Below are 13,721 nucleotides of genomic sequence, written 5' to 3' on the forward strand. Positions count from 1 at the left end.
AATATTTATTGACTATCGTCTAAGCTGTTTTTAGAATGTATATCTTAAACCAACTTGCATTTGCCATCTTGAAGATTGTAAACCAGAATCATCAACAATATTCTTTGTCTCACCTGCTCTTTCGTCAAATGTAAACTGAGGTGTTGTACCATCTGAAGCAAATCCTTCAAAGTCTAATAACTGAACTTGATCAAAGTTTGCAAATGTTCTTACACCCCATTCTTTATTTAAAAGATTAGTGAAGTTAAAAATATCTGCAGTGATTTCAAATCTGTGTACTTTTTTACCAAAAGCGATACCAAATTCTTGTGCGAATTTTAAATCAACGATATGCGTCCAATCTGTACGATCAGCATTTCTTTCAGCAAACTGACCTCTTCGTGAACTCAAATAATCACTACTGTCTATATAAGCATCTAAAGCTGCCCATTGTGCTTCCGCAGATACATCTCCGTTATCAATTAAAAGTGCGTCAGCCTGGCTATTAGGTATATAAGCTAAAGCAGAAAATGATCCTGTATCAGACAATAAGCCACCTCCATTTCCACCGTACACGTAACTTAAAGGACTACCTTCAGCTCCTTCGTAATACAGACCAATTCTAGTCTTAATTTTATCCGTCCACTTAAACTCTATAGTAGAGTTTGCTAAGACACGGTGTCCTGCAGAATAATCTGATGTCGATAAGTCTGGTCGGTTAGAACCATTTACAGTTTCAAGATTTCTCCACTGTGAACTATTTTGCGAGCTTGTAGCATCTAAAAGACCATCAGAATCACCATAAGAATACGTAAGAGCTGTTCTAATATCTATTTTATCTGTGATAATACTTTTTGATAATGTTCCACTAACATTATATGAGCTACCTGCACCAGTATTAGTCGCTAAATAGATATCGCTATAAGTATCATCTACTTTTTGAAAACCATAATTTGGTCTAGAACCTGCACCAGTTGTCATAAACTGAGGTCCAGCTATATTGATGTTTTCATATGTTACCGCTGTAATATTATCATTCCAAATAAAGTCTGCTGAGAATGTGAATCCACCTGGTAATTTTTGATCAACAGCAATGTTAGTCTTAAATACTTGTGGCAACATAAAATCTTTAGCAAATAAATCTACTTGTCCTCCTATAGAACCACTACCTTGAGCAGGATCTTGGAATTGTGTATTAGGATTTGGGTTAAAATTAGGTGCACTTGAACCTGTTAATTGAATATACCCTGCAGTAACACCGTTATTATTGTATGTTCCACCTGGCCATACTAACGGCACTCTCGAAGTAAAGATACCAAGACCACCACGTATTTGTGTAGATTTCTCACCTTTTACATCCCAGTTAAATCCAATTCTAGGAGACACATGAACGTTAGCATCAATACCTTGACCAACTCTTGCTCCATGTAAATCTTTACCAGCGCTTTCTAAAAGTGCCACTGAACGTGTATTAAAATCATCGTTTCCTAAACCATCTTCCCAATACGGAATATCAACTCTAACACCCGCTGTTAATTTAAAGTTATCTGTAAAGTTTACTTCATCTTGAATATAAAGTCCAAATTGGAATAAATCAAACTCTGCAGCGCCTTCAGAATCATCACCACTTCCACCTAGTAAAGAATATCCATGACGGTATCTGTTAGGTGTACCAGCATAAAACGCTGCTAAATCATCAAATCTGTAGTCACCGAAATTTTGTCTAAAGAATACATTTTTTGAAGATGAAAACTCATTATTTGTTCCGATAGTAACCGTATGCTTACCTGAATAAATTTCAAAATTATCAGTTAATGTTAAAACACGTTGTTCTAATAAGTTCGAAGTTGAAAATGCTTCAGTACCAAAGTTAATAGAAGACCCTGCAGCATCAGTAATTGAAACTGAAGGAAATGGGTTACCTTCATAACCTCTATCATCATCTACTGTTGTAAACCCTACTACTAAATTGTTAGAAAATTTATTTCCAATTTTAGTATTTAACTCTAAAGCTGTAGAGTTTGTTATAGATTCAAAATTAATTGCGTTATTAAAGAAATTAATGCTTCCTGAGTTAGATGCACTTGCATTTAACTGAACAGCCTTAACATAACTATGCTTTAATGATAATGTATTATTTTCATTAATATTCCAATCTACTTTAGCAATTAACTTATCACTAACAAGAGAAGATGTGTTATTAGAATATCCACCAGCATCATATCCATAATTTGAAGATAAAAAATCTGATAACGTATTTAAATCTGCTGCTGTAGCATCACCTCTATAATTAGAAATATTAAATGGCTGTGGAGTTTCTTGATCCTCTCTTTCGTAATTAACAAAGAAGAACAATTTATTTTCAATGATTGGCCCTCCTAATCTTACACCGTAAGTATTTGAAGAAAACTCATCTAACTTTTCTCTGCCATCATCACCAGCTAAATCTATTGGAGTTTTACCAGCCAAATCTTGATTTCTTAAAAATGTATATGCAGATCCAGTAAATGTATTTGTACCAGATTTAGTAATAGCATTAATACTACCACCAGCAAAACCAGATTGTCTTACATCAAAGGGAGCAACGTTAACCTGAAAAGATTCAATAGCATCCAAAGAAATTGGGCTTACACCTGTTTGACCTCCATTGGTTCCGTTTCCAGCAAGTCCAAAAACATCATTATTTACTGCACCATCAATATAAATAGCATTATACCTGTTGTTTTGACCAGCAATTGAAATTACATCATCTCCTGTAATTTTTGCTTGAGGAGTTAATCTTGCAAAGTCTGCAATATTTCTTGAAATAGAAGGTAATGTGTTAACTTGTCTTTGAGACACTTTAGTTTCAGCACCTGTTTTACCCGAATCAAAAATACTGTTACTTTGACCGGTAACAACAACTTCTTCTAAAGTATTTGCATCTTCAGAAAGAGAAATACTAATTCTTTTTGTTTCACCAAGGTCTAAATAATAAGACTCATTCTTAAACTCTTCAAATCCAACATAAGAAATTGTAATAGTGTAAGGCCCACCTGTTCTCATATTAGATATTCTGTAGTAGCCATCATAATCTGTAGCAACACCATATGTTGTTCCAGAAGGAGTATGAACCGCTACAATACTAGCACCAGGCAAAGGACTTCCATTTGCCTCTGTTACTTGCCCATTAATGGCTGCCGTTGTAACACCCTGAGCAAAAGCAGCCGTAGAGAACAGTGTCAATACAGTTGCTAATAAAAATTGTTTAAATTTTCTCATAAAAATTTCAATTAATTAGTTTTTAATCCATGCAAAATTACGCAATACCGCAGCTAAAACATTAACTAAATGTTAACAATTAACCCCGATAAAGATAAATATAAGATTCTTATATTTTAGGTACACATAGCTAAATTTACTAAAAAATTTTAACAATTTTTAACAATTATTCTTATAAAAATCTAATAAGTTGCTCGTAGACGCATCATGCATAGCACTTTGGTCTTCTTTTTTAATTTCGCTTAAAATAGATTTCGCTAATTGTTTTCCTAATTCAACACCAAATTGATCGTAACTGTAAATATTCCAAATAATACCTTGTACAAAAATTTTGTGCTCGTACATAGCGATGAGCTTCCCTAAACTTTCTGGTGTTAATTTCTGAATTAAGAGGGAGGTTGTTGGCTTATTACCTTCAAATATTTTGAAAGGTGATAGTTGAGATGTCTCGTCTTGCGAAAGCGATTGTCCTTTTAATTCTGATAAGACCTCGGCTTCTGCCTTACCATTCATTAATGCCTCTGTTTGCGCGAAGTAGTTAGACATTAATTTATCGTGATGATCTTTGTTTCCATATAAAGATTCTACATATCCTATAAAATCTGTTGGAATTAATTTAGTCCCTTGATGTATAAGTTGAAAAAAGGCATGTTGTGAATTGGTTCCTGGTTCACCCCAAATTAAGGTTCCGGTTTGGTAGTTCACTTTATTACCATCTCTATCTACACTCTTACCATTGCTCTCCATAATACCTTGTTGAAGATACGTTGCAAACTGGTTTAAATATTGAGTATAAGGAATAATAGCTTCACTTTCTGATTGAAAGAAGTTGTTATACCAAACGGTTAATAAAGCTGATATTACAGGTATATTTTCATTGAAATCCGCAGTTTTAAAATGCTCATCCATTTTGTGAGCTCCTTCTAAAAGGCTTTCAAAATGCTTGTAACCCAAAGCTAAACTAATAGACAAACCAACAGCACTCCAAAGTGAGAATCGTCCTCCAACCCAATCCTTCATCGGGAAAATATTATCTTCATCAATACCAAAAGCTTTTACACTTTCAATATTAGTAGAAACAGCAACAAAATGTTTAGAAACAGCTTCTTGAGGTAAAGATTCTAAGAACCATGCTCTAATAGAATTGGCATTAGATAGGGTTTCTTGAGTGGTAAATGTTTTAGAAACAATTACAAATAACGTCGTTTCTGGATTTAAGTTTTTAATCACTTCTTGGTAGTGATCCCCATCTACATTACTCACAAAATGAGTTGTTAGTTGGTTTTTATAAAACTGCAACGAATCTACTACCATTGCAGGTCCAAGGTCAGAGCCTCCAATACCAATATTTACAATATCTGTAATTGCTTTACCTGTAAAACCTTTATGATCACCATTAACAATAGAATTTGTAAATGCTTCAATTTTTCGCTTTACTTCATGAATTTCAGGAATTACATTTTCTCCATCTACTAAAACCTCAGTATTTTTTGGTGCTCTTAAAGCCGTATGTAAAACCGCTCTTCCTTCGGTTGCATTAATAATATCACCTTCAAAATATTTTGAAATAGCATCTTTTAAGTCCATTTCATTTGCTAGCTCTTCAAGTAAACCTAAAGTTTCTTTTGTAATCCTATTCTTAGAAAAATCTGCATAAAAATCATCCCATTGAACCGTTAGGTCATTTGCCCTTTCTGCATCAGCGCTAAATAAATCTTTTAAATGTTTAGATTTAATATCTTCAAAATGTGCTTGTAATTTTCCCCAAGCTTTTGTGGTTGTAGGATTGGTTGCTTTTAATGCCATAATTTTATTATAAAATTGGATCTTCAGTTATTGTGTTTTCAGTTTCTTTTGGTTCTACCTCTAAGAAAAAGATATTATCAAGTTGTTTTCTTACGGGTTTAATATGCTCTAAATACTTCACTTTTAAACTATCAGAAATAGGCTCTGCATCTGGCAATTCTTGTTTAAAAGGATCAACTTGCACTCCGTTTTTCCAAAAACGATAACACACATGTGGACCACCTGTATTTCCGGTCATTCCGACTTTACCAATGATATCTCCTTGCTTTACAAAATCGCCTTTTTGAACTAAGCGTTTACTCATATGAAGATATTGTGTCGTATAGGTATCATTATGCCTTATTTTCACATATTTACCATTTCCTCCTCGTCTAGTAGATTCTATCACAGTTCCACTTGCAGTGGCCATAATAGGTGTCCCAATAGGAGCTGCAAAATCAGTACCTCTGTGCGCACGTACTTTATAACCATAAACAGCAATACGACGTTTAAGATTATAACGGGACGATATTCGACTAAACTGAACCGGAGCTTTTAAAAAAGCACGTCGCAAATTTTTAGCGTCTTCATTAAAATAATCCACGATCCCTTTAATAGAATCCGTCTCATACTGAAACGCATATAACGAATCTCCATTATGCTCAAAATAAGCCGCTTTTACACCTTGGATTCCCGCATAAATGGTATCGTCTATGTATTTATCTGTGTAAATAACCTTGAATCGATCCCCTTTTTGTAGACGTCTAAAATCAATAGTCCATGCATAAATTTCATCGGCCATTTTATAAGCTAAGCGTTGGCTTAATCCTTTTTCTTCTAAAGTTGCAGAAATACTACTTTCTATAACTCCGGTTGCCGTTTTCTCTACATACGTTATTGGCTTCCTACTTTTGTAAGCATGAATCGAGTCTTTTAACCCTATAACCACATATTCTTCTTGGCTAGGCTGATAAATAAATGTACTTGGACTGGGTAAACTATCCTTTTCTGAAGCTTTTGAATATAATAGCGTATATGGTCTCCCTGAGTTTAGCTTTCTAATATCGAAAGTATCTTTTACCACTTCTGCGATTTGAAAAATGTTTGGATACCCAATATTATTACGTTGCATAATCTCACCAAAACTGTCCCCAGATTTAATGGTATCGCGTTTTACAATGTAATTATTAATATCGAAGCCAAACTCTAAGATTTTTTCTTCTTCAACAATTTCGGCCTCTCCCTTATCGTTTGCTATCCCAGCCGTGTTATCCTCTTTACAAGCATATAAACTTACTGCAATTACAGCAATTGTTATTAATCGTTTTAACTGCATTAATTAAGCTAATTATAAATTATTTCCCCAATTTTCTAATTCTTCTGCACTCCATAGCTCTGGAAAGAAAATACGTCTTTGGTATTTTGGATGCATATATTTTTTCCAGTTACTACCTCCTGTTGCTTCACCATCTCCAATACCACTATCAATATAATGTTTGGCCGCGTTGTAATGTGCTATTACCCAACTTACATTAACGGTATAATCATAATGACGCATCGCTTTTATAAGCTCTTCGTTCTTCTGATCGCTGATTGGCAGCTCTTTAAAGCGCGTCCAAAGATTTGTGGTATTATAGGTTTCCATAAACCTTAAGAACTCGTCTTTGTAGCGTTTTTCAAAATTAACCAAAAGTGTGGATTTTTTCCCTGTTTTATGGTCTTTTCCTGCGGCTTGCCAATATAAATGTTCAAAAGCATGCGTGTATGGAGTGTCTCTATCAATATCTTTTCTAAACCTATAATCGATAAGATTAATTAACTCGGTAGAGGCAAATTCAATAAGTCTGTATTGCGCGCTTTGAAAACCACTCGCCGGAGTAAGCGTATATCTAAATTTCATATATTGCTCAACATCCATACCTTCTCTCATAATATTAAAAGATGTTGAGAGCATATCAAAATAGCGACTAATACGCATCAGTTTACTTTCGAAAAATGCAACATCTAAGTTTTCCCTTTCTGCTACTTGGGAAATTTCCCAAAGAATCATCTTAAAAAGTAATTCATTAATTTGATGATAGGCAATAAACACCATTTCATCGGGTAGTGTTGTGCGCTGAGTTTGTAAGTTTAACAAAGCATCTGTCTGAATATAATCCCAATACGTTATTGGCTTGCTATACAGTAAGCCATATAAATGATCGTCTGTGTCTTGATCTATTTTTTCATACTTCTCTTGAAGTGCTTTTATAATTTCATCGTAATTTGGTTGGTCTGACATATACTAGTTAATCTTAGAATTCTATTTTAAAGGAGTGCTTTAAACCCTTAAACTGAACAAGATCTGCACGGAGAGAACCCACTGCTAAATCTGCTTTAATTTTCAATGGAATTTTATTCTTATCTGCACTTACCCAAAGTGTTAAACTTTCTTCTTCCTTAAAAACACGACCTGCCATAACATAAGGTCTAAATTTAATGGTTTTTACTTTTACATCTGAACCATTAACATTCACTTCTATCGTTTCCTCCCCTAAATACTTGAGTTTAAACCCGTAGTTTTCTTCATCAAAAAACATATTGGTTTTTATTTCATCTCCTATTTTTAAGGACTCTGTACGAATATTGTTTCTTAAGTAATAATACATTGAAACCATATCCTGAACATCTTGTTCGGTCGTTATATTTTTGGTGTTATTGTGTTTTTTGTTATTGACCTCAGCAATCCTGTTTTCATGGTCAAAATTGATTTCTATATCCTTGGTATGACCACCTTCATCTATTTTTCTAATAAACTTATAGGGTGCACCTGTCTCTATATCGAAATAACTTTCGTAACGGTCTTTAACTTTAAAAAATAATTTTGCAAGTCCAGTAGTCCAACCTTTCCCAACCACATGGTACACAGGCTTCCTATCTAATTTGGCTTCGTTAACTGATAGCGTGGCATACCCTGCCGTCACAAAACCGCTGTAACTCATTTCAAATTTAAACCACTCTCCATCTTGAAAAGCTGATTCTTTCTTCACGTCAGAAGCTTGAAATCCTACAAAGAATAATATAATTGTAAATAAATGTTTCATAACTTATAGTTTGTAAATATAAATAATGTAACGCATTTTTTACGTTACAATTATCTTAAATACAATTACTATTCCAAATCTATAAAATCTTTAAAATACCATTTAAAAACATCCTAGATTCGAATCTCTAAATTAGTTAGATTCAGAGGTGTCAATTCAAGCGATTTTAACGTCGCATCAAACAAAATATACTCGTTAAGTTATGACGCCCACGTCTTAAAACTCGCAATTAATTTATATTAGCGCGTTTATATGTAGATACATAAACGCGCTTTGGTTATTTTAAAGAGTTCCTCTTTTCTCTTGCTCTCGTTCTATAGATTCAAACAAAGCCTTAAAATTCCCTGCACCAAAACCACGAGCTCCCATACGTTGAATAATTTCAAAAAACAACGTCGGCCTATCTTCTACTGGTTTTGTAAAAATCTGAAGTAAATACCCTTCTTCATCGGCATCAATCATAATACCCAAACCTTTTAAAGTTTCAATATCTTCTCTAAGCGCGTGACTATACTCTTCTAATCGCCCTGGTACTGCTCTGTAATATTCTTCTGGTGGTGTCGACAAAAATTCCACACCTCTAGATTTTAATTGCGACACTGTTGTAATGATATCATCTGTCGCTACGGCTATATGCTGCACACCAGAACCTTCGTAGAAATCTAAATATTCCTCAATTTGAGATCTTTTGGCTGCTTTTGCAGGTTCGTTAATAGGGAATTTTATACGGCCATTTCCATTACTCATTACTTTACTCATTAAAGCTGAATATTCTGTATGGATTTGCTTGTCGTCAAAAGATAAAAAGTTAACAAAGCCCATAACATCTTCGTACCATTTTACCCAAGTATTCATTTCTCCCCAACCTACATTGCCAACCATATGGTCTATATATTTTAATCCTGTGGGCTCTGGGTTGTAGTCACTTTTCCACTCTATGAAGCCTGGCATAAATGTTCCTTTGTAATTTTTACGTTCTACAAACATGTGCACAGTTTCACCATAGGTGTAAATTCCTGCTTTAACAACCTCACCAAATTCATCTTCTTCTACAAATGGCTCCATATAAGATTTTGCTCCACGTTTAGTGGTTTCTTCATAAGATTTGCGCGCATCCTCTACCCATAAGGCAACTACTTTTACACCATCACCATGCTTAACTATATGCTTATTAATTTCAGATTTGCTATTTAAAGGAGTTGTTAATACCAGACGTATTTTATCTTGTTTCAACACATAACTTACAGAATCCTTCGAACCCGTTTCTAAACCCTTATAGGCATAAGATTGAAACCCGAATGCAGTCTTATAAAAGTGCGCTGCTTGTTTGGCGTTTCCTACATAAAACTCAACATAATCTGTACCTAAAAGCGGTAAAAAATCTTGCGCTCCTTCGAATATTTTTTCTAAACTGTAATTTACGTTTTCTACTTCTTTTGCCATACTATTTATTTTATAATTGAGAAATTAAAAAAAGAGTAGTGACTCCTAAATTTTATTTTGAAAACCCGTAGTCATCTTTTAAAATTCTTTTAATTTTTCTTCGATTTTTGTTAGTTGTAATTGTGTTATATAATCAATTGTGTTTCTATTGTATTGAATCTAAATTTACAGAGTCAATTTCTTCTTCGATAATAAAGGTGTCATCATCCCAAGCATCAGTATTTTCAGGCTCTATGGTCGTTTCATACTCAGACTCGTAATAATAATCATCATCTTCAAAATTTCCATCATCTAAACTGTCTAAAACAGCAGAAGATATTAATGTACCATAAATAGCTAATACTCCGATCGCCACTAAAAAGACAAGTCCATTAAGCACAACAGCTATGATATTTATAATCTTAGCCGTGTTCACATTACTTTGTGATTGTGGATTATAAGCTTCTGGATTTTCGCCATACTCCCGTAAGCTTCTATTTGCTGCAACCAAGCCAATAATTGCCATTGCTAATGGTACAATAGCGGTAATACCATAACAACAACAGCCAGCTATACCAATAACTAATGCTAATATTCCTAATATAAGTGATAGTGGATCCGCAGGTAATTTATTCTGATTCATTTTTAATAATTCCCAACCTTACCTTCTTGTATTAACCACTATTGGCATTACTTTGAAAAGGGGCTCTTTTTGTTGAGTTTGTAGCCTTTGTTAAACTTCTATTTTATTTTTGTCAATTTAGTGTTCTAGCCACGATTTAAAGTAATCTTCATCGGCAATTTTTAAAGCGTCTTCAGTTACTTTTAAAGGTTTAAAAGTATCTACCATTACTGCTAATTCCTCGGTTTTCACCTTACCTATACTTTTTTCCATGGTTCCTGGATGTGGACCATGCGGAATACCTGCCGGATGCAACGAGATATGGCCAGCTGCAATATCATTTCTACTCATAAAATCCCCATCGACGTAATACAACACCTCATCACTATCTATATTACTATGATTGTATGGTGCAGGAACAGCGATTGGATGATAATCATACAAACGCGGCACAAAACTACACACTACAAAGGCATCGGTTTCAAAAGTTTGATGTACTGGAGGCGGTTGATGCACGCGACCTGTAATTGGTTCAAAATCGTGAATTGAAAACGCATACGGATAATTATAACCATCGTAACCTACCACATCAAAAGGATGCGAGGCATAAACCATATCAAAAATGTCGTCGTTCTTTTTTATTTTAATTAGAAAATCACCCGATTCATTATAAGTTTCCAATTCTTGTGGCTGTCTTAAATCGCGCTCACAGAATGGTGAATGCTCTAATAATTGTCCGAAATAATTACGGTAACGCTTAGGCGTGTAAATTGGTCGTCTAGATTCTACAATGAATAATCTATTGTCCTCAGTATCAAAATCGAGTTTATAAATCACACCTCTTGGCACTAATAGATAATCTCCGTATTTAAAATCTAAATTTCCTAAATGTGTCCTTAATTTCCCGGTGCCTTTATGGATAAAAATTAATTCATCTGCATCAGTATTTTTATAAAAATAGTCTTCCGTAGACTGCTTTGGCGCGGCTAATATGATGTTGCAATCGCTATTGGTGAGAACAATTTTACGACTCTCTAAATAATCGTTTTCAGCTGGTACTTGAAACCCTCTAAACCGATAGGATTGCATGTTGTTTTCCTTAGCAATTTTTGGCGCAACACTGTATTGTCTTTTAATCTCCTTGACTTGCGTTGGCCGCTGCTCATGGTAACTATTAGTAGACATACCATCAAAACCGATAGTACCAAACAATTGCTCGTAATAAAAATCGCCATTTGGTTTTTTAAACTGCGTGTGGCGTTTTGGTGGAATTTTTCCTAATTTATGATAGAATGGCATGTTTTTGAATGGTTTTAAATATTACAAAGACCTTTCGACTGCGCTCAAGGTGACACTTTATTTACAATTTTAAAGGTACAAAATTTGTAGAGATTCCTGCCTTCGCAAGAATAAGGCGTGTTTATTCTGGATTCCTTTTAATAAGGAAATGAAGATGAAGTTTTATGTTGGCCCAGAATGGTGTCATATGTTTAAAACTATTGCTTTTTATGGTCACATGCTGTTCGCGCTAAGAACATACCCTGAACTAGAAAATTTTCTCTCGCGCTCGGGTCGTAATGTTACAAATATCCAAAATTTTTTGTTATTTTTAAAGGATTAGAAAAATCATTTTAAAATGAAATTACGCATCGTATCAGTTTTTATGCTTTTAATAAGTTCATTATGTTCTGCACAGACATTAGACTTTAAAAAAGTAGACTTTAGTACTTCTGCATTTTCAAATGAAGAATTAACTGCTTTTGAATTTACAAAAATCGCAACACCATTACCGCTTCTACTTCAACAAAACGATTCTAAGTTTTCCATGTTAGACACTGACACTGATTTTAAAATTGATTCTGAAGCACTAAATACTACGTTATTTTCAAATTTGAAACTTTCTGAGAACGACTACCAAAATAACTTCAATTATATTAGAGGTTGCGGCCCATTGGAAGGTGGTCTAACTCACACTGTCAATAGTAGTGATATTATGATTTCAAAATTATAGATTATGTTATTAACGATTATTTGAAATCCCTAATTTTTAAAGATTAATTTCATCTTATACACCACAATAACGCATTCATATACAAAAACTTAGTGTTAAAGCCCAAACACAAAACTGTTAAAGTTTTAACTATCTTGCAATTGCAATTACGGTTTTTCCACAGTTAACATTTCTTTAACAAATAACACGTTTTTAATTAGGTGGTTTCCATTTTTTTTTTTTTAGATTTACAATGTTGAAAGCATTTTTATAGAGTAATTTAGAAGTCACTCTTAAGAATGTGGACAACAAAATTGTTAACATTACAGCTTGTGCAAGCTTTTTTTTTATCCCTAAGAATTAAAATTAACAGTACAAAAAAAAAGACTTCTAACAAAAATGACTTCTACTTCTCATTCCCTTAATGAGAAAACAAATGACTTCTAAATTTAAAAGACTTCTATTCCCTAAATTTTAGGGAGACATTAGTTATTAACTAACCTATCTTAAAAAATTTGATGGGTTTAAAATCTTAAAATTATGAAGAAAAAAGTATTTAGCCTTATGGCAGTAGTGCTGTTTATGAGTAGTTCATTAAATTTAAATGCAAACGTACAAAATGAGGATTTAGACACCGGCACTTGTTTTGATGTGGCTGCTGAAGCTGAACAAAATTTCATGAATAACATGGCTACTAGATTCCGAATTATTCCGCGAGATGAAATAGCATATAACGTATTTGCAGCTGCATATGATGGTTGTGTAGAAGCTGGTGGACCTTCTTAGAATTAAATTTTGAATCAATTAATAATTTAGACAGTTAAAAGTATAATTTTGACTGTCTTTACAACAAATAATAGAAATGGTAAAAAAACAAATTTCCATCTTTTTGTTTTACTTTTTTACAATATCCATGTTTTGCCAAGTTGGTAATGCGGTTTATGGCAAGCAATTAAAATCATATGAATCAGACACACCTGACAATGCAAGCCAATATGCAAAAAAAATAGTCGAAAATCTTAAGACTCAGGAATTCCAATTAACATTTAATAACCAGAAGGCAACATACAAAAAAATTAAATCTTTAAATAATAATACAAGCCCTGTTCTCAAAGCCATGACAGAAGGAATTATTGATTTCAGAGGTGTTATTTATTATGATAAAGCATCTGACATAATTTTACATGAAAAAGAATTTGCTGGTGTGAATTACCTTATAAAACGAAATAAAATAGATTGGAATTTAACTAATGATACTTTGAAAATTGACAACTATTTGTGTTATAAAGCAACAACTACATACACTATTGAAAACACAAAAGGAAAACATACATTAGAAGTTATAGCTTGGTATACACCAGAAATCCCTATACCCTATGGTCCGGATGGTTATGATGGGCTACCAGGCTTAATACTTCAATTAGACAATAATGGAATACTAACTTCTTTAAAAAAAATAGAATTTTTTAAAAAAGATAATAAAATCGATATAGAGTTACCTACAAAAGGAAAAAAAGTTTCTGAAGAAGAATTTAATAGTATAGTTTCAAAACAATATACAAACAGAAAAAATTGACAC

11 protein-coding genes are annotated in these 13,721 nt (G+C 33.5%); 3 read left to right on the plus strand and 8 right to left on the minus strand.

The features are described from left to right. Positions 1-30: 30 nt before the first annotated feature. From HM986_RS03780 to HM986_RS03815, 8 genes are all read right to left on the minus strand, one after another. A complete protein-coding gene (locus HM986_RS03780; RefSeq protein ID WP_179333735.1) occupies positions 31-3,240 on the minus strand; it encodes a TonB-dependent receptor in 3,210 nt (1,069 codons plus the stop codon). Between the two features lie 159 nt (positions 3,241-3,399). Further along, positions 3,400-5,046, minus strand: coding sequence for a glucose-6-phosphate isomerase (pgi, locus tag HM986_RS03785; RefSeq protein WP_179333736.1), 1,647 nt, complete (start codon positions 5,044-5,046; stop codon positions 3,400-3,402). A gap of 7 nt (positions 5,047-5,053) precedes the next feature. After that, positions 5,054-6,361, minus strand: coding sequence for a peptidoglycan DD-metalloendopeptidase family protein (locus tag HM986_RS03790; RefSeq protein WP_179333737.1), 1,308 nt, complete (start codon positions 6,359-6,361; stop codon positions 5,054-5,056). Positions 6,362-6,373: 12 nt separating this feature from the next. After that, positions 6,374-7,306: a tryptophan 2,3-dioxygenase family protein gene (locus HM986_RS03795; protein WP_179333738.1), complete on the minus strand. Its 933-nt coding sequence runs from the start codon at positions 7,304-7,306 to the stop codon at positions 6,374-6,376. A gap of 13 nt (positions 7,307-7,319) precedes the next feature. After that, entirely contained in the window at positions 7,320-8,108 is a 789-nt protein-coding gene (locus HM986_RS03800; RefSeq protein WP_179333739.1) for a DUF3108 domain-containing protein, read from the minus strand. A gap of 282 nt (positions 8,109-8,390) precedes the next feature. Further along, positions 8,391-9,551, minus strand: a complete 1,161-nt coding sequence (hppD, locus tag HM986_RS03805; protein ID WP_179333740.1) for a 4-hydroxyphenylpyruvate dioxygenase — start codon at positions 9,549-9,551, stop codon at positions 8,391-8,393. A gap of 145 nt (positions 9,552-9,696) precedes the next feature. Beyond that, positions 9,697-10,173 (minus strand): CCC motif membrane protein, encoded by a 477-nt coding sequence (locus tag HM986_RS03810; protein ID WP_179333741.1) that lies wholly within the window; start codon positions 10,171-10,173, stop codon positions 9,697-9,699. A 117-nt stretch (positions 10,174-10,290) separates the two neighbouring features. Next, the gene (locus HM986_RS03815; protein WP_179333742.1) at positions 10,291-11,451 is read right to left on the minus strand and encodes a homogentisate 1,2-dioxygenase; all 1,161 of its coding nucleotides are present in this window, start codon (positions 11,449-11,451) and stop codon (positions 10,291-10,293) included. Positions 11,452-11,788: 337 nt separating this feature from the next. Between HM986_RS03815 and HM986_RS03820 the strand changes: the two genes are divergently transcribed. The 3 genes from HM986_RS03820 to HM986_RS03830 all read left to right on the plus strand — a co-directional run bounded on the left by HM986_RS03820 (position 11,789) and on the right by HM986_RS03830 (position 13,718). Then, positions 11,789-12,163, plus strand: a complete 375-nt coding sequence (locus HM986_RS03820) for a hypothetical protein (RefSeq protein WP_179333743.1) — start codon at positions 11,789-11,791, stop codon at positions 12,161-12,163. A gap of 561 nt (positions 12,164-12,724) precedes the next feature. Further along, positions 12,725-12,928 carry a hypothetical protein gene (locus tag HM986_RS03825; RefSeq protein ID WP_179333744.1) on the plus strand — a complete coding sequence of 68 codons (204 nt, stop codon included), beginning with the start codon at positions 12,725-12,727 and terminating at the stop codon, positions 12,926-12,928. Between the two features lie 76 nt (positions 12,929-13,004). After that, complete coding sequence (locus tag HM986_RS03830; protein WP_179333745.1) at positions 13,005-13,718, plus strand: GLPGLI family protein; 714 nt, start codon at positions 13,005-13,007, stop codon at positions 13,716-13,718. The last annotated feature ends 3 nt before the right edge of the window (positions 13,719-13,721 follow it).

The organism is Winogradskyella costae, assembly GCF_013403865.1.
Classification (GTDB): domain Bacteria; phylum Bacteroidota; class Bacteroidia; order Flavobacteriales; family Flavobacteriaceae; genus Winogradskyella; species Winogradskyella costae.